The sequence below is a fragment of the Saccharopolyspora thermophila genome (genome assembly GCF_014646075.1).
Taxonomy (GTDB): Bacteria; Actinomycetota; Actinomycetes; order Mycobacteriales; family Pseudonocardiaceae; genus Saccharopolyspora; species Saccharopolyspora thermophila.
The window spans coordinates 144440-166190 of record NZ_BMMT01000010.1 but is presented as its reverse complement, the minus strand read 5'-3'; the positions used below and the strand labels follow the sequence as shown (position 1 = coordinate 166190).

The following is a 21751-nucleotide window of genomic DNA, read 5'->3' as shown; positions in this document are numbered from 1 at the left end:
CGTTCATGGCGGCCTGCCCGTCGTCGATCCCCGCAGCAGGGATGTGACGTGGGTCAGCAGTGTGCACAGTGAACGGGGGCCGTCGACGCGGTAGTGGGCCCAGGTCAGGCGGTCGCCGTGTTCGCCGCCGAGCACGACGATGCCGATGCCGTCGTCGTGGATCTCGTGAAAGGCGTCTTCGTCGGTGCGGTCGTCACCGGCGAAGACGGGAGTGACAGCGGAGTGGGTGAGTCCCGCTTCGTCCATCAGCCAGCGCAGTGCCCGGCCCTTGTTCCAGTAGGTGTTCGGCAGCAGCTCCACCACACGTCGGCCGTACGCGACCCGCAGCGTCAGCCGCTCATCGCCGATCCGGCGCACCACCGAGATCACCTGGTCGACCTCGGCGGGCCGGGCGTTGCGGTAGTGCACGGCGAGGGCGAACCGCGTGCGGTCCACCAGCACGCCGGGCACCGATCCGACCTCGATCGCCAGGAGCCGTTCGGCCTCGCCGAGGTCCGGCAGCGCAGTCTCGGCAGCGTGGTGTGCGATCGGTTCGCCGCCGGGGGCGAGGAGTTCGAATCCGTGACTGCCGGCGTACCAGGCCCGGGCGACTCGCACCCGGCGGCGAAGGTCCCGCAGGTCGCGGCCGCTGCTGATGACCACGGGGCAGTGCCGGGCGAGCAGCTGCAGAACCACGCGGGTTCTCAGCGGCAGCGTGACCCTGCTCGGGTCCTGGCGGATCGGGGCGAGGGTGCCCTCGAAGTCCAGGAGCAACACGGGCCGCCGTCCCCGCAGCCGGTCGGCGATGTCCGCCCAGTGCGTGAGCGCATCCGGGACCTCGGACAGGAGGAGTTCGTCGGATTTCGCGACGGCCACGTCAGCGAGCGTGGCGACCACGGTGTCGGCTCCGGCATCGAGCAGTCGGCTCGGCGGCCCGGCCCGAGCCACACCGAGCACGAGGGCGAAGCCCCCGGATCTGGCGGCGTGCACCCCGGACTGGGCGTCTTCGACGACGACGCACCTCGATGGCGGGGTGTCGAGCCGACGTGCCGCCTCCAGGAAAACGGCGGGGTCGGGTTTGCCGGGCAGGTGCAGTTCCTCGGCCAGCACACCGTCCACCCGCACGTCGAACAGGTCGGCGATCCCGGCCCTGTCGAGCACCAGGGCGCAGTTGCGGCTGCCGGAGATGACGGCGGTGTGGATGTCGTGGCGGCGCAACGACTCCACCAGCGCGACAGCGTCATCGAACACCGCGACTCCGCCGGTTTCCAGGGCGTCGTGGAAGTAGCGGTCCTTGAGCCTGCCCAGACCGTGGCCGGTTTCCCGCCCGGCCGGGTCGCTGCTGGCGCCCCGGGGCAGCCGGATACCGCGGGACCGGAGGAAGTCGAGCACTCCGTCGACCCGGGGCTTGCCGTCGACGTGTTGGCGGTAGTCGGCGGCGGTGAACGCGCGGTGATCCTCCAACGGGCTCGGCGGACGGTCGGCCAAGTACCGATCGAACAGGCGCTGCCATGCGGCGGCGTGCACCGACGCGGTGTCGGTGAGCACACCGTCGAGGTCGAACAGCACCGCGTGGTGGCGGCGCGGATCGATCCTCGTGGTGGTCACGGCGTTTCCATGCCGGTTCGTGCTGTGCTCGCGGCACATCCGGGACGCCGAACCGTGCCACTCGAGTGGTGCCACACCGCGAGCGCGGTCCCGGCAGTGCCGGTGATGACCGAAAACAATCCGCGACCCGCGGGTTCCCTGCCGTCGTCGGGTGGTTCCGCCACCCGCCTGAGCTCATTTCCCTTTGCGGGCCACCGGGATTTCCTTGTGCATCCCGGCTTCTCGCCGGGGCATGCGGATGGTGAGGATGCCGGCCTCGTACTCGGCCTTGATGTCGTCGGTGTTGCAGCTGGTCGGCAGCAGGAGGGTGCGGCTGAACGTGCCGTAGTAGAACTCGCTGTGACGCTCGGTGCGTTCTTCGTGCCTGCGTTCGGCGCTGATCTTGAGCTGGTTTCCTTCAACATTGATGTGGATGTCCTTGTCGGGGTCCACACCGGGCAGTTCGCAGCGCACCACGAATTCGCCCTTCTCGGCGTAGGTTTCCACCCGCATCGCGTGTCGTTCGCCGAAGGGCCATCCGGTTTCGAACATCTCGAGGATGTCGGGCAGGCCGAGGCTCGGACGAGGCAACAAGCTGGTCATGGTCTCCTCCCTGGGAAAGCTGGACGTCTCGAGCATCCGTCCGGTCAGGGGCGCGGACCAGGGCCGACCGGCCCCGTTCCCGCCGGACGTATCGCGGGTACCCCGGGTCGTGGTGCAGGAACCAGCTCGTGCTGGGGTGAGTGGTGATGGCAGCCAGGAACGTCCCGTCGCAGGAGACGATGAGGTCCGCGCTGGCCTTGGCCTGCCGGGCTCCTTCGGTGCACAACAGCCAGCCGTGGAAGTGGAAGCTGGCCGAGCGCACGGTGCATCTCTACCTCGACCGCTCCCGCCTGCTCGGGGTTCTCGATCCGTGCGGACGGGAGTTGGTGATCAGTTGCGGTGCTGCGCTGAACCACGCGCGGATCGCGTTCGCCGCCGAAGGCTGGCAGACCACGGTGCACCGGCTGCCCAACCCCGCGCAGCCGGACCACCTGGCGTCACTGGAGTTCGCCAGGCTGGACGAGGTGGACGAACATGTCGTGACGCTGGCGGCTGCCGCGGCTGCGCGCCGCTGCGACCGGAGGCCGTTCCTGACCGATCCGGTGCCGCGGGCGGTCCTTGTGCCGCTGCGGGAGGTCGCGCGGTTGGAGGGCTGCACGCTCACCTTCGCCGTGGGTGACCGGGAGCGCCGGGAGCTGGAGCTGGCGATCGAGCATGCGGGGTCGGAGCAACGCCAACGCCCGGAGTACCGGGAAGAGCTGGCCGCCTGGGCGGGACGGCACGCTTCCCCGGAGGGGGTGCCGGTGCGCAGCATCCCGGCCGAGCACCTGCGCGGCATGCCCGAGCGGGACTTCGCGTTGGTCGCAGAGGGGGAGCTGCCCGTGCCGATCCTGGACGACGGGGCAGTGCTGGCTGTGCTGTCGACCCGCGGCGACAGCTACGAGAGCTGGCTGGCGGCCGGCGAGGCGCTCAGCGCCGTCCTGCTCACCGCGACCGAGCACGGCTTGGCGACCTGTCCGCTGAGCCAGATCAGTGAGGGCGCGGCGTCGCGCAACCAGGTTCGGGAGGAAATCCTCGGTGGCACCGGGTTCCCGCAGCTGGCGATCCGCATCGGGTGGCCGGTGACGCACGAGTTCCCTGGTCCGCTCACCCCGCGCCGACCGGTGTCCGACGTCGTCGAACCCCTGTTCCCGCAGGACTGATCGGTCACAGCCGGGTTCGGGCGGCTTCGAGGAGGATCGTGCGCTCGGCCGTGGCCGCGGCTTGGCGCACGGCGGGCACGGCGTCGGGGTTGACCGAGATCGAGGTGATGCCCAGCCGGATGAGGTGTTCGGCGAAGGCCGGGCTGGCGGAGGGTGCCTGCCCGCACAGCGAGGAGGTGATCCCCGCGCGGCGGGCGGCTCCGACGATGTTGCCGATCACATCCAGCACCGCGGGGTCGGATTCGTCGAACAGCGGTGCGCACACCTCGGAGTCGCGGTCGACGCCGAGGACGAGTTGGGTGAGGTCGTTGCTGCCGATGGACACACCGTCGATGCCCAGCCGGGCGTACACGGGCAGCCAGTACTGCACCGAGGGGACCTCGGCCATGACCCAGCGGTGCAGATCGCGGTCGTCGCCCAGCCTGCTGCGGTCGATTTCGGCCAGGCACTGCTCGAGTTCCCAGCGGGTGCGCACGAACGGGATCATCAGGTGCAGGTTGGGGGTCTGCTCCCGGACGCGGGCGAGGGCTTCGAGTTCGAGGCGGAACAGCGACGGGTCGCGCACGTAGCGGTAGCACCCGCGGTAGCCGATCATCGGATTGTCCTCGACCGGTTCGAACTCCTCGCCGCCGGTGAGGTGGCGGAACTCGTTGCTGCGGAAGTCCGCCGCCCGGTAGATCACCGGCCGTGGTGCGAACGCGGCGGTGATCGTGGACACCGCCGCCACGATCGCGGTGATCGCCGCTTCCTGGCCGTCGCGGGCCACGACGCGGCCGGGGTGCTCGCCGCCAAGCGCGTCGGTGAGCACAAACTCGGCCCGCAGGAGCCCGACACCGTCGACGGGCAGGGCAGCCACCCGCTCGGCCTGGTCGGGCATGGCCAGATTGACGTAGATGCGGGTGGCCAACGGCTCCACCGCAGAATGCGGGGCGGCGGCAACCTGCGCCGGTCGGCGGGAGGTGTCGGCGGTTTCTTCGTCGACGGCAATACCTTCGACGACGGTGCCTTTCGAGCCGTCAACGGTGACCTGCATGCCGGTGCGCAGTGTCGTGGTGGCGGTGTGCGCACCCACCACGCACGGCAGGCCGAGTTCGCGGGCGACGATCGCGGCGTGGCAGGTCATGCCGCCGCTGTCGGTCACCAACGCGGTCGCCTTGCGGATCGCCGGCAGCCAGTCCGGCGCGGTCATCGGAGCGACCAGCACCTCACCCTGCTGCAACGCTCCCGCCTCGGTGGGGGACCGCATGACCCGTACCGCACCCGAGGCGGTGCCGAACGAGGCGCCGAACCCGGAGACCAGGACCGCGTTCGTCCGGGCGCGGTGGCCCAGCGCGGTGACCGGGCGGGACTGCACGAGCCACCAGGCGTCGTTCTCGATCGCCCACTCCACGTCCTGCGGGCTGCCGTAGTGCTGCTCGACCTGGACCAGCAGTTTCGTCAGGTCCGCGAGCTCGTTGTCGCTGAGCACGCGGTGAGCAACTTCGTCCGGCCCGACCGCGACGCGGGTCTGCGTTCCGCCGGTGTCTGGGATGATCTTGTGCGTTTTCCTGCCGACGTCGACGTGGATGACCTGGGCATTGGTCTTGCGGATGGTGTAGGTGTCGGGTTCCACCGCGCCGCTGACCACGGATTCGCCGAGCCCGTAGCTGGCCTCCACCAGTATCTCGTCCCGCGCGCCGGTAACCGGGTTGGTGGTGAAGGCGACGCCGGAGCGATCGGCGTCCACCATCTGCTGCACGATCACCGCCATCACCGGTGCCTCGCGCACGCCCTGCGCCGCCCGGTAGACGATCGCCCGCGGGCCGAACAGCGACGCCCAGCAGTCGATCACCCGTGCGACCAGGTCGTCGGCGCCGGTGACGTTGGTGAAGCTCTCGTTGACCCCGGCGAAGGAGAGCTCCGGCGCGTCCTCCGCGGTGGCCGACGAGCGCACCGCCACCCTCCGGTTGCCGTCCAACTGGGCGTAGGCCGCGAGCAGTTCCGCGCGCACCGCAGGCCGCATCCCCGCTCGGTGCACCCGCTCCCGCAGCCGCGCGCAGACTTCGGCGAGCCGGTCCGGGGCGTCGACGACCCGGGCGGCTTCGGCCAGTTCCCGGTCCAGTTCCACCCACGCACCGCCGTCGGCCATGCAGGTGCGGTAGGCGTTGGCGGTCAGTACGAAACCCGGCGGCACGGGCAGACCCGCCCGGGTCAGCTCACCCAGGTTCGCGCCCTTGCCGCCCGCGGTGGGCACATCCGCAAGCCCCAGCTCGGAGAACCACTTGGTCCAGGACATCGCGGCCTCAGCGGGAAGCGGTGTGCTCGGTGACCTTCAGGTGCGGCGGCAGATGCCGCTCGAGGTGCGTGTCCGGACCCGGGAAGAACAGGGTCACCCGGTCGTCGTCGATCCAGCGCACCAGATAGGGCGGCTCGCCGTCCGGGCCGTGTACTTCGATGATCTGTCCCTTGCGGCGGTGTCCGTCCAGGTGGACGGGCTCGGCGATGAGCCATTCGCCGACTTCTGCTCGCATGGCGTTTTCCTCTGAGGAGGTGACTGTCTTTCCAGTGTCGGCCGTGCGGGGCGGTGGTCGGAAGTGCCGAAGGACTCGGGTTGTGCCGGTGCGATGCGGTCGCGCGGTCGGGATGGGAAGGGTGCGCGGTCATCGGTGCCCGCCTCACGGACGAGCACACATCTGGAGCATCAAACGTGGAAACGCTCCGCGTCAGGAGGTTCGTAGCGCGTAGCGGCGCTCGGCGTAGGCCAGGTCGTCGCGCCACAGCCGGGCTGCGGCGCGCGCCATGACCGGACGCAACAACGGTGCGAAGGCCCGTGCCACGGCGAAGCCCGGCCTGGTGGAGTCCGCGACCACGGCCTCCACCACCGCTGTCCTCGGACGTCCGTCCCGGCCGGTGCCGAGTGGGGTGGCGTGCGTTTCGACGACGCTGCCGACACCTTCACCGGAGACGATCCGCATCACCACGGTCCGCGGCTCGGGGGCGGTGAACTCGGCGTGGACCGGGACGCCGAGGCGCCCGCCGACGCGGAACGTCACCGCGACCGTGAACCGGTCGTCGTCGGGCGGTACGTCGACCTTGCCCGGCGCGCCGAGCACCCGCAGCCGGGTGAAGGAGTAGGGGTGGAACCACGCGCCGTGCCACGGGTCCAGACGGTTGGCGACGACGTCGGCCGGTTCGCACACGCCCACCAGCGAGGCCACCGCATCCACGGCGGACTCCGCCGGTGGCCGGGTGGGGACGACCGGCTCTGGCAGCGGCTCCTCGCCGCCGACGGCGTCCAGCCGGACCCACGCGAGCACGCCGTCATCATGGCTGGGCACCGCGCGCCACCCGGAGCAGCCGCCCACGCCGATGCGGAGCCCGTGCCACCGGCACACGAGATCCCCGCCATCGACCGCGGCCCGTGCCAGCGGGGCGCCGAGGTGCGGGCACGCGCCGGGACCGACGACCAGGCGGCCCGCGGCGTCGCGCCAGGCCACCAGTTCCACCCCGGCGACCCGGAAACCGAGCGGCCGGTCGGCGCGCACGCTGCGGCTCGCGGCGAAGACGTACCAGTTCCCGGCGGCTCGTGCCTCCGCGCGTTTGAGCGCCGCGGCGATCACCTGGGGGTCGGCGTCCGGGTAGGTCGGTTCCTGGTGCTCCCACCGCGTCCGCGGCACCGGCTGCAGCGGCCAGTTCGCCGGCCACCTGCGCAGCAGACCTGACAACCTGCTCACCGCATGTCCTCCCTTCCCCGCTGCGCGAGTCGGCGCAGCGGCGCCAGACGGCCCCTGGTCGGCACCGACACGAGCTCGTGCCCCCGCACGCCGAACCGGGCGAGCAGACAGTTGGCCGCGTGCCACCCCGTGGTCGCGGCGCGTTCCATCAGCGCCACCGGCACGTCGATCCGGACTCCGTCCCCGGCGAGCACGAGCCCCGGGTGCGGGGTGCGCACCCGGGGGCGGCGGCGGAAGTCGCCGATACCGAACAGCGGGCAGTCCGCGCGCCACTGCACCGATTCCGCCACGACGCCCGCCTTCCGGGTCTCCGGGTAGAGCTGCTGCAGCCTGGCGATGAGGTGCCGGCGCAGCCGACCGATGTGCTCCGCGGTTCCCTCCGTGGGGAGGGCGTAGGCGTGCAGTTCGACGACCGAGCCCCCGCGCCGGGCGGCCCAGTCCTGGGCGTCGCGGTCGTAGCGGTCCAGCACGCTGATGTTGTCCAGCGGCGGCAGTCCACCCGCCGCCAGGAACGCCGGGCGGTGCGCGGCGACAGCCCGGTCGAGCCAGAGCCGCTGGACCAGAAACGGTGGCGCGGTGCGCAGCCCGCGCACCGACTCGGCCCACCCGGCGGGGGCGGCGAGCCCGGGCGAGTCGTGCACGAGCCGGCGCAGCCCTGCCACGTCCACAGCCAGCACGACGCCGTCGGCGTCGAGGACCCGCCCGCTGTCGAGCACAACCCGGAACCGGTCACCGGTGGGTTCGACGCCACGCGCGGTGGTGCCGAGGTGGACTCCGACGTCGAGCGCGGTGAGGTACTCCCGCAGCGGTGCCCACAGACTGCGGTCGAACCCGGCGTCGGGGACGTCGAACAGCAGTCCCTCATCGGACCCGAGGAAGTAGATGTGAAACATGGTGGCGAGCTCGGCGGCAGACATCTGCTCCGGCGGGGCGAAGAAGCTGCGGGAGAACACCTCCAGCGCGAGGTGCCGCGCGGCGTCGGGGAAGCGGATCCGCTCCAGGAACGTGTCGACCGCGACGTGGTCGAGCCGGTGGTAGATGCCGGGCACCGACACCGCGGCCAGCGGCGCGGCGGCACGCGGATCCAGCCGCAGCAGGTCGGCGAGCCGGAACGTGGGGCTGCGCAGGGCGAACAGCAGTGCGTTCCACGGCGGGGTGCGGGGCAGGCCGCGGAAGGTGTCCCGCCTGCCTGTGGCGTCGACCAGCGGGTAGTCGTCCAGGGCGACGAGGCGCTCCAGCTGCGGGTCGCCGCGCCGCAGCAGTGCGCGCAGGTTGTAGTACTGCCGGAAGAAGGCGTGGAAGCCGCGGCTCATGGCCACGCTGGTGCCGTCGGGCAGCCGTTCGATCCACCCCGCGACCCGCCCACCCAGCTGGTTGTCGCGCTCGACGACCCGCACGCCGACACCGCGTTCAGCCAGACCGGTGGCCGCGCACAGCCCGGCGATACCGCCGCCGACCACGACCACGTGGGGCCGCCGCCCCAGTGCCCGGGCATCCGCCACCCCGTCCGGGGCGCGGTGGCGGACGGCGCGGCGGTCGATGTCATGGCGCATCCGGCGGCTCCTGTCCACCGGGAGCGGTGCCGAGGAAGGTGTGCACCACGCCGCGCTGCCAACCGGTCATGGTCATGGCGCGCACGTCGGTGAATCCGCAGTCGGCGATCCGCCGCCGGAACCGGTCGACCCCGTCGAACGTCGCGACGCTGCGCCACAGGTGGCGGAACAGACCGGTCCGGCCGGTCGCCACCAGTCCGGCGGGGATGATGACGCTCCAGCACACCGCGGGCCACACCACCCTGGCCCGCAGCGAGTCGCGCACCGAGTACTCGTGCACCGCCAGCGTCCCGCCCGGCCGCAGCAGGTCTCGGAAGGCCCGCAACTGCTCGTCCGGATCGGCCAGGTTGCGGACCAGGTACGCCGCGAAGATGCCGTCGAACGGTTCGGTCTCCGCCAGGTCCTCGACGCGGGCGTGCACGAACCGCACGGACGTCGGCCACGGCTTGCGCCTGGCCTGCCGCAGCATGCACGCCGAGGCGTCCACGGCCACGATCTCGGCGGCCCCGGCCACCGCGAGCAGGGCGGCGGTCGACGCCCCGGTGCCGCATCCGGCGTCGAGCAGCCGCAGCCCCGCACCGCCCGCCGGCAGGCGCATACGGCGCACCGAGGTGCGCAGGTGCTCGTGGTAGCCGGGATTGGCGGCCACGAGCCGGTCGTAGGCCGCGGCCCCGGCGTCGAACGCGGCGGGGACCGCATCCCGGCGCAACCCCGTCCGGCCGAGCTTCACGGCACCACCTCGCCCTCGCGCCGCCGCAGGTGCTCCCACAGCAGCAGCACCGCGGTGATCAGCGCATAGCCGTGGAGGAAGTCCTCCACGGGGATGTCCCACCACGGGAACCGCAGCCCGCTGATGTGCTCCGGGCTGTACACCACGATGGGTGCGTGCAGCTTGGTCAGCCACCCGTCGACGGGAACCTGGAACGCGAGCACGATCGCCACCGAGAGCCAGTAGTCCGGCCGGGTGAGCAGGCCGGTGCGCAGGTACGCGCACTCCCACACCAGCACCGCGCACACCGACAGCAGCGCCGGCAGCGTGTAACCGAGTCCGATCACCGCAGTCTCCCCCCGGACGGCTGGCCGCTGCGGCGCAGCAGGGCTCGCACGCAGCCGTGGACGAGCAGGGCGCAGGCCGGGACGACCAGGAAGAACACCAGTTCCTCCAGCGGCACGCCGAACACCGGACGCAGGCCGGTGACGTAGCGCGGGTTGAACGTCCACACCCGCGCGGCGATCGCGATCGCGTCCCAGGCGAGGAACACCGCCGCGACCGGCAGCACCGCCCGGGCCAACCGGGCAGGGTTGCGGTAGACCCGGGCGCCGAGGAACTCCAGCGGGACGGTCACCAGCAGACACGCGGCCATCACCAGCAGGTACTGCCACTGCTCGGTCATGCTCCACCCCCAGTCGCATACGGCGGCGCACTCCCGCGCTGAGCCGGAAGCCGCAGACCGGCGGTACTCACCACGGCCGGTCGGACGCGTGCCGGCCGGCTGGGCGCGACCCAACCGCCGCGGCGGGCCCACAGCGCGCGAGCCAGGCCAGCACCGGCGACGCTCGCCCGCCGCCACCTGCCGACCACGGCACGTCGGGTGAACACGGCGAAATCCGCCGCTTCGATGCGGTCGAGAATCTCCTGGTACAGCACCGCCGCGGTGGCCACGCAGGGCCGGGACACCGGGTCCAGCATCGGGATGCCGGCCCGGGCGAACCGGTAGACGCGGCGGGTGATGGCGTGCTGCTCGGCCAACGCCTCCCGCACCCGCAGGTCGGTGCAGCCGCGCCACCGGCACCACTGGAGCAGGTCGCGGTCCACCCCGTGCGCGGCCAGTTCGTCGGCAGGCAGGTAGATCCGCCCGCGGTCGAGGTCCTCGGCCACGTCGCGCAGGAAGTTGGTCAGCTGGAACGCCTTGCCCAGCGCGCCGGCGTGCGGTGCGGCCACCTCGGCGGGCACGACGGTGTGCAGCACCGGGAGCACCTGCAAACCGATCACCTCGGCCGAGCCGCGGACGTAGCGGTCCAGCGCGGCCCGGTCGGGGTAGTCGGTGATCACCAGGTCCATGCGCATGGATCGCAGAAAGTCCTCGAACAGCTTCCGGTCGAGCCCGTGGCGCAGCGCGGTGTCGACCACGGCGGCCAGCACCGGCGCTTCGCTGCCGCCGTGGTCCAGCGCCGCGAACAGCTCCTGGGCGACCGCGTCCAGAGCCGCGGCCCGGTCCGCGTCGGACTCCCCGGGGCGGGCCACGTCGACGATGTCGTCAACCCACCGCGCGAACCCGTACAGCGCATGCACGGCGGGACGTTGGGCGCGGGCGAGCAGGCTGGTGGCGAGGAAGAAGGTCCGGCCGTGCCGGGCGTTGAGTTCCCGGCAGCGCGCGTAGGCCAGCCGCAGGTCCGGGTCGGTGATTCCCGCAGCGTCCAGTTCCGCCCGCATCACCGGCGCACCTCCGCGAGGCCGGCGGCACGCACTCCCCGCATCCGTCCCCCTCACCACGGCATCCGGCTGTGCCTGACTCGCCCCATGGGCCGCGCCCTCCCGGTGTTGATCCGGGCGGGCCCGGGGAGCCGCCGGCACCTGGCAGGCGCCGGTCAGCTCGACGATGCTCGTGGTCCTGCGGTGCCGCAAATCGCCGCCCGTCCCGCCAGTGCCGACGACGTGGCCGTCCCGTGGTGAGCAGGGCGGGGGTTCAGGCACCCAGGTCTGCGGGCAGGAGTTGTTCGGTCAGCGGCGCCGGACCCGGTCGTTTACGGTCGGGAGCGTCGAGCCAGGTGTTCGGCAGCGTTGCGCGCCCCGCAAGCCCCGGCAGTCACGGGAGCGGATCGTGCGCGCCGCGGTCGAACTGCTGGACGCCGAAGGTCGACCTCGCCATCGAGGCGGTCTTCGCCGAGATCGACTGCCCGGACGACGACACCGCGTCGTGGCGGGACATCGTGGCGCGGCAGGTGATCCATTCGCAACCCCGCCGACCGCACCGAGCTGCACCGCCAGGCACAGCTCTACCTCGAGGCACGCCGGCCTGTCCGCCCACGCGCAGCTGGAGGAGGAGGACTTCGACGGCCAGTTCCGACTCGGTCTGGCCACCATCCTGGACGGGATTCAGGCCCAGCTCACTGCTGGGCCTGGTTCGTGATCTCTCGGGCGGAGCGAACCGCGGCTATACAATACAGACCTGTACTGTATTGTAACCGGCATGAGCGCCGAGAACCGCGCGCCTGGTCGCCCGCGGAGCAGGGAAGCCGACAACGCCATCCTGGGCGCCGCGCTGGAGCTGCTGACCGAGCGAGGCGTCGAAGCGACCAGCATCGAGCAGGTGGCCCGGCGCGCCGGAGTCACCCGGGCCACCGTGTACCGGCGCTTCCCGGACAAGACCCGGCTGCTGCTCGCCACGATCGAGGCCGCCTACGGCGATCCCCCGCGAACGCCGGAGATCCGCGACGTCGAGCACCTGCTGGTCGGCTGGGCGTCCGTGCTCGCAAACCCGCGCCAGCGCCGCCTCCTGCGCCGCCTCTACGGCGCGATCGAGGACTACCCAGGACTCGCACGCGCCTACCGGGATCTGTTCGGCCGGGAACGGGACCAGACCCGCCGAAACGTCCTCGAGCAGGCCCGTGACCGCGGGCAGTTGCCCGAGGACGCCGACCTGGACGTCGTGCTGGACCTGCTCACCGGCGCGGTCTGGCAACACCTGGCAACCCGCCCGGACACCTGCACGCCCAGCGACGTCGAGCAGTTCCTGCGTGCCGTGCTCCACCAGGTCGGCTACCGCCCCGGTGCTCAACAACACCCCGCCGGCCAGGTCGGATACCTCTGAACGGGAGACGAGGAGCGAACACCATGTCAGCGAGCATCGAGGCGCAGCGGCGCACCCGGGCGTTCGCCCGTGTCATCGGTCCCTACATCGCCATTTTCGCCACCGTCTACGCGATCCGTCTGCCCGAACTGGTGGGTCTCATCAACGACCTGTTCGCCCGCCCCGTGTTGGTGTGGCTGCTCGGCGCCGTGATGCTCGGCGCGGGACTGGTCATCATCGGCGGGCACCGCAGCTGGCGCGGCCCGCTCGCGGTCACCGTGTCGCTGTTCGGCTGGTTCGTGGCCGTACGCGGTTTCCTTCTGATCGCAGCACCCGAGGCGATCCGCTCGGGTGTCGATGCCACCATGCTCTCACCGACCGCGACGACCCTGGCCCGCATCTTCTTCGTCGCCCTGGCCGCCGTCGGCCTACTGCTGACCTATTCGGGCTGGTTCACCAAACCCGCCACCCCGGAACAGGGCACCCTGCTGGGAGACCTGGGTGTCCGCCGCCGTCGCTGATCGGGTGGTTAGCTCGAGCTAACAGCACGTGTCAGGCGGTTGTGGTGCCGCTCACCCTGATCTAGCACGAGTTAAGAGCACCGGCTCAGTCCCCGCTGCGGGGCTGAGCCGTGGGGACCGCGCTGGCGCCACCGACCACAGCGAGTTTTCCCGTCATCGGCGAATCGAGATCCGCACGGTGCACAGCGCCTTTCGCGGCTTGCCGGAACCCGGAAAACAACTCGCTGTCGTTTTGGCGCTTCAGCGCCTTGCCTGCACATCTGCCGCAGCTCAGGCTGGTAGTGACGGTGCGTGGTTGTGCTGCGCGTCGTCGAGTCCGGGAGAGGTCGCGGCATGGACGCATGGGCCATCTGGTTGATCTTCGCGGTGGCGCTGGGCATCGCAGAGGTCTTCACGCTGACAGCCGCGCTGGGGATGTTGGGCATCGCCGCGTTGATCACGGCCGGATCGGCGGGCATCGGTCTTCCGCTACCCGCCCAGCTCGGCGTGTTCGCCGTCGCCTCCGTGATTGGTGTGCTGCTCGTGCGGCCTGCTGCCCGCAGGCACATGCTCCGGCCTGAACCGCAGCGCTTCGGTGTGGATGCGCTCATCGGCAGGTCCGCCTACGTCCTGCAGGAGGTGACCGGTCACAGCGGCCGGGTGCGGATCGACGGCGAGGAATGGACGGCGCGCCCCTACGACGACGCTGTGGTGATCCCTGTCGGCGCAACGGTCGACGTCATGCACATCAGTGGCAGCACCGCGATCGTCTACCCACGGGAGTGACCATGGAAATCTCAGCGGCGGTGATCGCGGTCGCACTGATCGCGCTGCTCGTCGTCGTCACCGTGCTCCGCGCGGTGCGCATCGTGCCGCAGGCGCGGGCCCGCAACGTCGAACGGCTTGGTCGCTACCAGCGCACGCTGCGACCCGGTCTCAACTTCGTCATCCCCTACATCGACCGCGTCTACCCGGCGATCGATCTTCGGGAGCAGGTTGTCTCGTTCCGCCCGCAGCCGGTCATCACCGAAGACAACCTGGTCGTCGAGATCGACACCGTGCTGTACTTCCAGGTCACCGACCCGCGTGCCGCGGCGTACGAGATCGCCAGCTACCTGCAGGCCGTCGAACAACTCACCGTCACCACACTGCGCAACGTCGTCGGGTCCATGGACCTGGAACGCACGCTGACCTCCCGCGACACCATCAACAGCCAGCTTCGAGGCGTGCTGGATGAGGCCACCGGCAAGTGGGGCCTGCGGGTCAACCGGGTGGAGATCAAGGCCGTCGACCCGCCGCAGACCATCAAGGACGCAATGGAGAAGCAGATGCGGGCCGAGCGGGACAAGCGGGCCGTGATTCTTTCCGCGGAAGGCCACCGCCAGTCGCAGATCCTCACCGCCGAGGGCGAGAAGCAGGCCGCCGTGCTGCGCGCCGAGGGCAACCGTTCCGCGGAGATCCTCAGAGCGGAGGGCCAGTCGCGAGCCATCGACCAGGTGTTCCAGGCCGTCCACCGCAACGATCCCGATCCCAAACTGCTCGCCTATCAGTACCTGCGGGTACTGCCACAGATCGCCCAGGGCGCCGGCAACACGTTCTGGGTGATCCCCAGTGAAGTCACCTCCGCCCTCCACGAGGTATCCCGAGCCTTCAGCGAATCGCTGCCCACCTCCACGGCCACCCGCGAGGACTCCACCGACGAAACAGCGGCACGAGCGTCCGAGGACGCGGCCCGCGCAGCCGAGGCCGCCGCGGAGGCCGTCGCTGATGCTGCCGAGACCGATACCATGCACATCGCAGCGCCGCGAACCGCGCCCGAGACCGTACCCGGGCGTGATGACCAACGATCGCATTCGACCAGCGACCAGCCCAGCTGTGGAGCGTGATTCGGCGTGCACCCCACCCGGACCGCAGGCTGGCATCGGCCGGTCAGAAAGGGGGATTGCCGCAGTGTGCCGCCACGGGGCGGCATGATCAGCCATCCTGGCGGGCGTCGAGAATTTCCTGGATCCGGATGGCGAACTCGGCCAAGCCCGCACTGAGCGCGGGATACTCCTCACTCCGGCTGCATGCCGCCACCAGGTGCTGCAGCTTCTGGGCTTCCGCACGAACCCACCCCGCCTGCTGCGTGCAATCCCCAACGCGCGCACGATCGAGCGCGTCCCGCAATGCGTTGGCTGACGCCAAGGCGAACATCAGCTCCTGCGACATCGTGACCTCCCTGGATATCGATTCGTGTTTTCCGGCGCGCTCGACCGGGTTGTGTTCTCGCCGGCTCAGGTGAGCGGGTGTCGACCTTTGGGCGGGGGTCGCTATTCCGGACGGCATTTCTTTTTCAGGTAGTGTTCGTCAATTGGGACCCGAGTCGCGGTTTCCCTCTTGCTGCTGCCCGCGAAGCGTCGGCGGCAAGTGATCGAATGACCGGCATCCGGGTGCAACGCCCGCTTGCCGGTCCGGATGGCTTCATTCTGCCTGGGTTCGCCGCCCGTATCTCCGGTGATACCTGGCGAACAACCGCGGCCTCACATTGCCGTTCCTCGGCAAACGTCGCACTGACAGCCGTCCCGGTGACCGCCCGAACGTTCTTGCGGCATTCATCTGGTTGATACGCCTGTGATTAGGTTGTACAGACGCCCGACGTGCAGCGCGTCGAGTGCAGAAACGGCCAAGCCCAAGCACACTCACCAACCGGCGGATCGGTGAACGAGGTGGGTGCAGCGGTCAACCTGCCGGCAGCTCATGCTGGGGCCAACCGAAGAACCTTGCGCCCAGCACTGCCGCGTGCAACGTCAAGCGCTGCGCAGGATTCGTGGGGGCATGTCCGGTGAGCGCCTTCACCCGGTCCAGCCGGTAGGTGACCGCACGGACCGACAGGTGCAGGCGTCGCGCGGTTTCGGTGACCACGCCGCCGGTGGCGAAGAATGCCTCCAGCGTCGCCAGCAGGGGTTCAGCGCCGCCGCGGGCGCGCGTGAGCGGGCCGAGCACCCCTCGCACCAGATCGACCATCGCGGGTTGGTCGCGGAAGAGCACGCGATAGACAAGCAACTCCTCGGCATAGATCACCGGGTCTTCCAAGTGCATCGTGGAGGCCATGGTGAGCGTGTCGCGCGCCTCCTCGTACGAGCGGGCGATACCGTACGAACCCGCGTACGGTCGACCGACCGCTACCCGCCAGGGCTTGCCGCGCGGCAAGCGGCTCAGCTCCGCATGCATCCGCTCGCCAAGGCGGCCAGTCCCCTGCGCGCCTGACGAAACCTTCCCGGCTGGGGCAGCATCAGCGGGCGCCAGCACGACCAGCACACCCTCCTTCGTAGCGACCAGCACATCGCGGTCGCCCAACCAATCCAGCATGACCTTTTCGAGAGAACTGGTCGCGGCCTCGGCATCGATCGACCGGCCGCAGGGAGCCGCCAGTGCCACCCGATGACTACGACTCAGATCAAGGCCGAACGGCTCTGCTCGCTCCACCAGCCCGCCGACATCGGCGTCCCCGCGCAACAGGTCATCGATCAATTCCCGGCGCAGTGTCTCCTCCCACCGAACCAGCTGGCGGCGAGCCTGCGTGTACCCCTCGGCCAGTGTCGCCACCGAGTCGGCCACCACGTGCAGCACCGCCTCGGCAGCCGCCCGCACCTCCTCGGGGTCGTCTGAGCGGACCACTTCCGGAAGTTGTCGCCACAGCCGCCAGGCCGCCGACAGGTAGAGCTCCACCGCGCTACCGGCCGAGATTCCCAGCTCGGCGGCCCGATGCCCGAGCGCGTCCACCACCTTGAGTTCCGAGCGCTTCGGGCGCCGCCCAGTGGCGGCAGCCTCTGCCAGCAGCGGGAGGTAATCACCGAGCAGCTCCACCGGCACACCGCCTGCGGCTTGGCTGGCGGCCTCCGCCACCGCTGTCAGCCACACCGTCGCCGTGTCGGTATCGGACGCCGTGCGTCCGCGCCCTCGGCCCGCTCTGCCGACCATTTCAGTCCCACCCTCCAGGACTGACCGTTGCCGCACAGAGCCCGCCCTCTGCGCTGTGCGGTGGGCGCTTTCGCTGATCACCACGCATCCTCAGGCGGACCGGCTTCGCCCCCGCGTGATTCGGCACCCCCACCATACGTCCGTCCTGCCTGCGCAGGCATCGTCGGACGAACACGTGCCGTACCCAGGCAACGAACCGCCGAGTTGTTGGCCGGGAGCAGCTCCGGTCAAGCCGGATGGCGGACGAGCACCCTGGGGAGTGCCAGGAAGTGCTGTTGATCTCGTCGACAACACGTTCGGTGCCCATATGCGTCATGGTGGAGGAGACGACACGGATGGGTCAGCTCGTCGCAAGCCGGAGATCCGGAGCGATTCCGGAACCACGACGCCATCACGAGAAACTCTCGCGGCGGCAGGAGCGCATCGGCAGTGTCGCGGCGCACCTGCCCGCCCTGCGGAGAGCTCTGGAACAGCAGCTCGCCTTCCGGCGCGAACAGCTCACCGAGCTCGAAGCCCGGACCACTGCACGGCATGCTCACCAGGAAGCCAGCGCATCAGCAGTTCGCGAGGTGAATGCCGTGGTGATGCGCGGCGCTCGGCGCGCGCTGGCAGACATCGAGGTGGCGTTGGCGAGGATGCGTGACGGCGTGTACGGCCTCTGCCGTGCATGCGGGTCTGACATACCGCTGCAGCTGCTCACCGCCATCCCCAAGACAACCCTGTGCCTGTCCTGCCAACGCACAACCAGCTGACCAACAAGGTGCAGAGAAACCGGATCGCGTGTGGTGCGTGGCGCCGGGTGCGGTGGGGCAGAGTCCCATCACACCCGGCGCCACGTGTCTGGCGCACACGTGTGGCTAGCGTTCGTTGACGGTCCGCTTCTCGTGCTGTGCGGTGCGCGACTCGTCGTGCTCCCAGAAGTCGGCGCCGCGGATGTGCAACGCCTTCGGGTCGAAACTCGGATCGAGTCCCTGCTTGCGCTGGTTCTCGTAGTCGCGCAGGATCTTGGCGACCATCGGGAAGAGCAGGGCGAGGCAGGCGAGGTTGATCCACGCGAGGAGCCCGAGCCCGATGTCGCCCACGGCCCAGATCAGCTCGGCGTTCACGACCGAGCCGATGAAGACGATGGCGAGGGTGCCCAGCTTGAGCACCAGCTGTGCACGCGGTCCTCGTTTGCCGTCCAGGAGGAACAGCAGGTTCGAGTTGGCGACGTAGAAGTAGAGCAGCAGGCAGGTGAAGCCGAACAGCAGCACCGCCACGGCGACGAACCCGGCGCCCCACCCGGGAACGAGGGTGTCGATCGCGGCCTGCACCCAGTTGGGGCCGGCCTCGACCCCGGGCAGGTTGTGGACGAGGAAACCGCCGGATCCGTCCGAGACATTGAACTTTCCGGAGACGACCATCATCAGCCCGGTGGCCATGCAGATGAGCAGCACGTCGATGTAGATGCTGAAAGTCTGGACCAGGCCCTGCTTTCCGGGGTGCGAGGTGCGGGCGGCAGCTGCCGCGAACGTGGCCTCGCCGAGGCCGTTGGCCGAAGCGAAGACGGCTCGGCGCACACCCCAGGCGACGGCGGCACCGACGATGCCGCCCAGCATCGGCTCGATGCCGAAGGCGGATCGCACGATCAGCAGGATCGCGTCGGGCACGCGCTCGATGTTCGCGACGATGACGCCGAGTGCCAGGAGCAGGTAGCCGATCGCGAGCACGGGGACCAGGGTCTGCGTGACCTTGACGATGCGTGTGGTGCCGCCGAAGATCACCGCCGCGATCAGCCCGGTCACGAGGACCGCGGGAACCCACTTCGGCAGACCGAACGCCACCTGTGCGCTCGCTGCGATGGTGCTGACCTGGAAGCCGGGGAAGACGAAGCCGTAGCCGACCATGCCGAGCACGGCCACGAGGCCGGCCACCAGGGGAAGGCGCAGGCCGTGCTTGATGTAGTACGGCATGCCACCGATGTCCTCATTGGCTTTCTTGCGGTCTTCGTCGTCCACCTGACGCTTGAACGTCTGCGCGAGGGTGGCTTCGGCGTACCCGACGGTGCATCCGACGATGCCGGTGGCGGCCATCCAGAACAGCGCTCCCGGTCCGCCGGCGGCGATGGCGGTGGCGACACCGGCGATGCTGCCAACGCCGACCCGGCTGGCCAGGGCGAGGACCAGCGCCTGGAAGGACGAGAGGCCGCCCTCCTCGTCGTTGGTCTCCCGCAACTGCCGGATCATGTCCGGAATCCGGCGGAACTGGACTCCTCTGGTCGCGATCGTGTAGGCGATCCCGAGTCCGAGCACCACGTAGGCCATCGGTGCCCAGATCGCGTCGGAGACGTTCGACAGAAGCTCCGTCAGGTCGTTCATCGGGCCACCTCCGGCACGAGCCGGGACAGCGCGTGCCTGATGCGCTCGACCGCGTCGGCGGACAGGGCGCTGGTCGGACGACGCAGCACTCCCGCGGGCTCGCCCTGCAGGTCGAGCCCGGCCTTGACGGCGGCGACGAACGGCACCGAGATCATCGCGTCGATCACCGGGTACAGGTCCTTCCATCGGGACAGGGCCCCGGAAAGGTCGCCCTCGGCGATGAGGCGGCTGACCGCGACGATCTCGTGCGGAACGACGTTCGCCGCACCCGCCATCACGCCCGCGGCACCTTCGACGAGCGCGCTGTAGATGTAGGCGTCCCAGCCGATGAACGTCCCGATCACGTCGTTGTGGTGGTGGATGAGCTGCAGCGCCTGCTCCCAGTTCGCGCTGGAGTCCTTGATGTACCGGACGTTCTCGACTTCCTCGGCGAGGGAGCGCACGGTGTCGGGGTCGAGGTTGACGCCGGTCACGGCCGGAATGTTGTAGAGCATGATGGGCAGGTCGACCGCCCCGGCGACGTCCTTGATGTAGGCGACGGTCTCCGGGACCGACAGCGGCTCGTAGTACGGCGTCACCAGCATGAGGACGCTTGCACCCGAGCGCTGGGCCGCGCGGGACAGGCGGATGGCCTCGCGCGTCGACGTCGCGCCGGTCTGGGCGATCACCGGTACGCGGCCGTCCGTCTGCTCGATGACGGTGTCGATGAGGCGGAGCCGCTCTTCCGAGGACAACGCGCCGACCTCGCCGGTGGATCCGGCGGCGACGACGCCGTTGACCCCGGCGTGGATGGAGCGGTCGACCACGCGCCGCAGCGCGACCTCGTCGATCTCCTCGTGCCGATCGAAGGGAGTGGTCAGGGCGGTGAGCACACCGTTGAGCTGGTTGGTCATGCGGAGGTCCTCGTTTCGGTGTTGGGGGCGGAAACGGGCTGGTGGCGGGTAGGGAGCGGGACCGCCGCAGCGACGCCTCCCGCTGCCTGCCGTTGGCTGGCGAGGACGCTGGCCGCTTCCTGGGCGGCGGAGAAACCCGAGGTGATCGCGCTCTCGGTGTAGAGAGTTCCGAGGTAGTCGCCGGCGAGGAACACACGTCCTGCGCCGCGCTGCAGGATGGGCTGGAGTTTCGCCCGGCCGGGGAAGGCGTACGGCGAGGCGATCTCCCACCGCTCGGCCTCGGCCTCGACGACCGTGTCGGCGAATCCGGGGTAGCCGAGCACCTGCTCCAGGTCGGACAGGTGGGTGTTCACGACCTCCTCGTCGCTCTTGTCGAGCAGCGCGCGCCCGAGGCTGGCGGGCGAGAAGGTCATGAAGCTGCCGCCGGGCCGGCGAACGGACTCGGAGCCACGGACGATGCTCGCCTGGTTCAGCGCGATCGCGAAGGAGCGCTTGGGAGCGGCGATCGCGTAGACGTCGTCCCATGGTCGAGCCGAGGTCTCGTCGGTCAGGAAGGCCGAGCTGACATGCGGGCCGTACCTGATCTGGCGGAGCGCGTCGCGCAGTTCGGACGGCAGATCCACGCCGATCCGGTGCGTGACGTCGGCGGTCGTCGCCAGGACGGCGGTGCGCGCCTCAACCTCGTGGTCCACGCCGTCCTGCCGGTACCGCACGACGACGGAATCCTTCTTGCGCACCACCTCCAGCGCCTCGGCACCGAGCCGCACGCGATCGCCGAGGGCGGCCGCGATCGACTCCGTCAGGGTCGAAGGACCGCCGACGATCCCGCGGCTGAGGCCCTGGCCGAAGCCGAGGACGAGGCTGAAGTACCCGATGCCCGCCCCGGCCGAGATCTGGTCCATGTCACCGGCCGACCGCGTGACGGTGGTTTCGAACAGCGCGGCAGCGTCCTCGGGCAGGTCGCCGATGAGCTCGGCGAAGGACCGCTCGTTGGCGAAGTTGTAGATGCGTTGCTGGCGCATGGCGCCGGATTCGCCCGGGCGTTTGCGCACCACACCGGCGTACCTGGCCACGCCGGCCACGACCTTCATCCCGGCGCGCAGGGTCGCGATCCGCGACGAGAGCGACATGGGAACGCGCAGCGGGTACGTCGCGATGTGCCCCTTGCGCAGGAACTTGCCGTTCATCGACAGAGCCTGCAGTGAGCCCGGGATTTCGACGGCGGTCACGCCGACTTCGTTGAGCAGCGCGTCGGTCGACGAGCCCGGGCCGGCGAAGACGTGCCCGCCCCAGTTGAGCCAGTAGTCCCCTCGGCGCTCGGAGCGGATCCGCCCGCCCACGCGGGTGGCGGACTCAAGAACGAGGGTGTCCCAGTGACGCAGGCGCCAGGCGGCAGAGAGCCCGGCGAGCCCGGCACCGACGACAACGGCGTCTTTCATGTGTGAATCCTTCGAGTGAACTGAGTTCTGGGGCGTGCTGCGCCACCGATGGCAGCGGCGCCGTCGCCCGGCGCTGCGGGTCCGCAGCGGTGCGAGGCGAGCCTTCCGGGCGGACGACGCGTCGGTCCGCCCGAGGCCGGGGCTGCGAGAAGAGTGCGTCCGAATCCGTGTTCCACCGAGTGGTTCTCTCCGTTGGGTTCCTCAGTTGCGCACCCCGGACCGGGCCGGTCA

At 70.2% G+C, this 21751-nt stretch carries 22 protein-coding genes; 6 read left to right on the top strand and 16 right to left on the bottom strand.

Annotation, left to right across the window (positions count from 1 at the left end):
* Positions 1–3: 3 nt before the first annotated feature.
* Together otsB and IEY17_RS15635 are read right to left on the bottom strand one after the other, a co-directional pair.
* The gene (gene otsB / locus IEY17_RS15640) at positions 4–1587 is read right to left on the bottom strand and encodes a trehalose-phosphatase (protein ID WP_188988342.1); all 1584 of its coding nucleotides are present in this window, start codon (positions 1585–1587) and stop codon (positions 4–6) included.
* 174 nt (positions 1588–1761) lie between these two features.
* Positions 1762–2205 carry an Hsp20/alpha crystallin family protein gene (locus IEY17_RS15635; protein ID WP_229680196.1) on the bottom strand — a complete coding sequence of 148 codons (444 nt, stop codon included), beginning with the start codon at positions 2203–2205 and terminating at the stop codon, positions 1762–1764.
* Positions 2206–2315: 110 nt separating this feature from the next.
* On the opposite strand from IEY17_RS15635, the gene IEY17_RS15630 reads away from it, so the two are divergent.
* On the top strand, positions 2316–3311 hold the full coding sequence (locus IEY17_RS15630) for an Acg family FMN-binding oxidoreductase (RefSeq protein ID WP_188988340.1): 996 nt from the start codon (positions 2316–2318) through the stop codon (positions 3309–3311).
* A gap of 4 nt (positions 3312–3315) precedes the next feature.
* Here IEY17_RS15630 and ppsA read toward each other — a convergent pair whose 3' ends face one another.
* From ppsA to IEY17_RS25840, 9 genes are all read right to left on the bottom strand, one after another.
* Positions 3316–5586 carry a phosphoenolpyruvate synthase gene (ppsA, locus tag IEY17_RS15625; RefSeq protein WP_188988339.1) on the bottom strand — a complete coding sequence of 757 codons (2271 nt, stop codon included), beginning with the start codon at positions 5584–5586 and terminating at the stop codon, positions 3316–3318.
* Between the two features lie 7 nt (positions 5587–5593).
* A complete protein-coding gene (locus tag IEY17_RS15620; protein WP_188988337.1) occupies positions 5594–5821 on the bottom strand; it encodes a DUF1918 domain-containing protein in 228 nt (75 codons plus the stop codon).
* A 192-nt stretch (positions 5822–6013) separates the two neighbouring features.
* Positions 6014–7024, bottom strand: a complete 1011-nt coding sequence (locus IEY17_RS15615) for a DUF5914 domain-containing protein (protein WP_188988335.1) — start codon at positions 7022–7024, stop codon at positions 6014–6016.
* A complete protein-coding gene (locus IEY17_RS15610; protein WP_188988332.1) occupies positions 7021–8577 on the bottom strand; it encodes an FAD-dependent oxidoreductase in 1557 nt (518 codons plus the stop codon). The genes IEY17_RS15615 and IEY17_RS15610 overlap by 4 nt, the downstream gene beginning before the upstream one ends.
* Positions 8567–9307, bottom strand: coding sequence for a class I SAM-dependent methyltransferase (locus IEY17_RS15605; RefSeq protein WP_188988330.1), 741 nt, complete (start codon positions 9305–9307; stop codon positions 8567–8569). Before IEY17_RS15605 ends, IEY17_RS15610 begins: the two co-directional genes overlap by 11 nt.
* Positions 9304–9633 carry a lycopene cyclase domain-containing protein gene (locus IEY17_RS15600; RefSeq protein WP_188988328.1) on the bottom strand — a complete coding sequence of 110 codons (330 nt, stop codon included), beginning with the start codon at positions 9631–9633 and terminating at the stop codon, positions 9304–9306. Before IEY17_RS15600 ends, IEY17_RS15605 begins: the two co-directional genes overlap by 4 nt.
* Entirely contained in the window at positions 9630–9971 is a 342-nt protein-coding gene (locus tag IEY17_RS15595) for a lycopene cyclase domain-containing protein (protein ID WP_188988326.1), read from the bottom strand. The genes IEY17_RS15600 and IEY17_RS15595 overlap by 4 nt, the downstream gene beginning before the upstream one ends.
* Positions 9968–11014, bottom strand: coding sequence for a phytoene/squalene synthase family protein (locus tag IEY17_RS15590; protein WP_188988324.1), 1047 nt, complete (start codon positions 11012–11014; stop codon positions 9968–9970). The genes IEY17_RS15595 and IEY17_RS15590 overlap by 4 nt, the downstream gene beginning before the upstream one ends.
* A gap of 370 nt (positions 11015–11384) precedes the next feature.
* A complete protein-coding gene (locus tag IEY17_RS25840; protein ID WP_268240356.1) occupies positions 11385–11507 on the bottom strand; it encodes a hypothetical protein in 123 nt (40 codons plus the stop codon).
* Positions 11508–11768: 261 nt separating this feature from the next.
* On the opposite strand from IEY17_RS25840, the gene IEY17_RS15585 reads away from it, so the two are divergent.
* The 4 genes from IEY17_RS15585 (at position 11769) to IEY17_RS15570 (ending at position 14754) form a co-directional block, all read left to right on the top strand.
* Positions 11769–12389 carry a TetR/AcrR family transcriptional regulator gene (locus IEY17_RS15585; RefSeq protein ID WP_188988322.1) on the top strand — a complete coding sequence of 207 codons (621 nt, stop codon included), beginning with the start codon at positions 11769–11771 and terminating at the stop codon, positions 12387–12389.
* 23 nt (positions 12390–12412) lie between these two features.
* Complete coding sequence (locus tag IEY17_RS15580; protein WP_188988320.1) at positions 12413–12889, top strand: hypothetical protein; 477 nt, start codon at positions 12413–12415, stop codon at positions 12887–12889.
* A gap of 333 nt (positions 12890–13222) precedes the next feature.
* Positions 13223–13654: an NfeD family protein gene (locus tag IEY17_RS15575; RefSeq protein ID WP_188988318.1), complete on the top strand. Its 432-nt coding sequence runs from the start codon at positions 13223–13225 to the stop codon at positions 13652–13654.
* A gap of 2 nt (positions 13655–13656) precedes the next feature.
* Complete coding sequence (locus IEY17_RS15570; protein WP_188988316.1) at positions 13657–14754, top strand: SPFH domain-containing protein; 1098 nt, start codon at positions 13657–13659, stop codon at positions 14752–14754.
* An 88-nt stretch (positions 14755–14842) separates the two neighbouring features.
* Here IEY17_RS15570 and IEY17_RS15565 read toward each other — a convergent pair whose 3' ends face one another.
* Entirely contained in the window at positions 14843–15079 is a 237-nt protein-coding gene (locus IEY17_RS15565; RefSeq protein ID WP_188988314.1) for a hypothetical protein, read from the bottom strand.
* Positions 15080–15589: 510 nt separating this feature from the next.
* Complete coding sequence (locus tag IEY17_RS15560; RefSeq protein WP_229680195.1) at positions 15590–16717, bottom strand: PucR family transcriptional regulator; 1128 nt, start codon at positions 16715–16717, stop codon at positions 15590–15592.
* Between the two features lie 449 nt (positions 16718–17166).
* Here IEY17_RS15560 and IEY17_RS25470 point away from each other — a divergent pair, with 449 nt between their 5' ends.
* Positions 17167–17583: a TraR/DksA family transcriptional regulator gene (locus tag IEY17_RS25470; protein ID WP_229680194.1), complete on the top strand. Its 417-nt coding sequence runs from the start codon at positions 17167–17169 to the stop codon at positions 17581–17583.
* A 105-nt stretch (positions 17584–17688) separates the two neighbouring features.
* On the opposite strand, the gene IEY17_RS15550 is transcribed toward IEY17_RS25470, so the two are convergent.
* From IEY17_RS15550 to IEY17_RS15540, 3 genes are read right to left on the bottom strand one after another with little or no spacing between them, the layout of a single operon-like run.
* Positions 17689–19188, bottom strand: coding sequence for an alanine/glycine:cation symporter family protein (locus tag IEY17_RS15550; RefSeq protein WP_188988311.1), 1500 nt, complete (start codon positions 19186–19188; stop codon positions 17689–17691).
* Positions 19185–20081 (bottom strand): 4-hydroxy-tetrahydrodipicolinate synthase, encoded by an 897-nt coding sequence (gene dapA / locus IEY17_RS15545; protein WP_188988309.1) that lies wholly within the window; start codon positions 20079–20081, stop codon positions 19185–19187. The genes IEY17_RS15550 and dapA overlap by 4 nt, the downstream gene beginning before the upstream one ends.
* Positions 20078–21520 (bottom strand): flavin monoamine oxidase family protein, encoded by a 1443-nt coding sequence (locus tag IEY17_RS15540; RefSeq protein ID WP_188988307.1) that lies wholly within the window; start codon positions 21518–21520, stop codon positions 20078–20080. Before IEY17_RS15540 ends, dapA begins: the two co-directional genes overlap by 4 nt.
* Between the last annotated feature and the right edge of the window lie 231 nt (positions 21521–21751).

Coding starts and splice junctions, on each gene's coding strand:
- IEY17_RS15565 (WP_188988314.1), bottom strand. CDS start 15,079: ATGTCGCAGGAGCTGATGTTCGCCTTGGCGTCAGCCAACGCATTGCGG.
- IEY17_RS15550 (WP_188988311.1), bottom strand. CDS start 19,188: ATGAACGACCTGACGGAGCTTCTGTCGAACGTCTCCGACGCGATCTGG.
- IEY17_RS15635 (WP_229680196.1), bottom strand. CDS start 2,205: ATGCTCGAGACGTCCAGCTTTCCCAGGGAGGAGACCATGACCAGCTTG.
- IEY17_RS15540 (WP_188988307.1), bottom strand. CDS start 21,520: ATGAAAGACGCCGTTGTCGTCGGTGCCGGGCTCGCCGGGCTCTCTGCC.
- IEY17_RS15570 (WP_188988316.1), top strand. CDS start 13,657: ATGGAAATCTCAGCGGCGGTGATCGCGGTCGCACTGATCGCGCTGCTC.
- IEY17_RS25470 (WP_229680194.1), top strand. CDS start 17,167: ATGGGTCAGCTCGTCGCAAGCCGGAGATCCGGAGCGATTCCGGAACCA.
- IEY17_RS15575 (WP_188988318.1), top strand. CDS start 13,223: ATGGACGCATGGGCCATCTGGTTGATCTTCGCGGTGGCGCTGGGCATC.
- ppsA (WP_188988339.1), bottom strand. CDS start 5,586: ATGTCCTGGACCAAGTGGTTCTCCGAGCTGGGGCTTGCGGATGTGCCC.
- IEY17_RS15595 (WP_188988326.1), bottom strand. CDS start 9,971: ATGACCGAGCAGTGGCAGTACCTGCTGGTGATGGCCGCGTGTCTGCTG.
- IEY17_RS25840 (WP_268240356.1), bottom strand. CDS start 11,507: ATGTCCCGCCACGACGCGGTGTCGTCGTCCGGGCAGTCGATCTCGGCG.
- IEY17_RS15585 (WP_188988322.1), top strand. CDS start 11,769: ATGAGCGCCGAGAACCGCGCGCCTGGTCGCCCGCGGAGCAGGGAAGCC.
- IEY17_RS15630 (WP_188988340.1), top strand. CDS start 2,316: ATGGCAGCCAGGAACGTCCCGTCGCAGGAGACGATGAGGTCCGCGCTG.
- IEY17_RS15610 (WP_188988332.1), bottom strand. CDS start 8,577: ATGCGCCATGACATCGACCGCCGCGCCGTCCGCCACCGCGCCCCGGAC.
- dapA (WP_188988309.1), bottom strand. CDS start 20,081: ATGACCAACCAGCTCAACGGTGTGCTCACCGCCCTGACCACTCCCTTC.
- IEY17_RS15620 (WP_188988337.1), bottom strand. CDS start 5,821: ATGCGAGCAGAAGTCGGCGAATGGCTCATCGCCGAGCCCGTCCACCTG.
- IEY17_RS15580 (WP_188988320.1), top strand. CDS start 12,413: ATGTCAGCGAGCATCGAGGCGCAGCGGCGCACCCGGGCGTTCGCCCGT.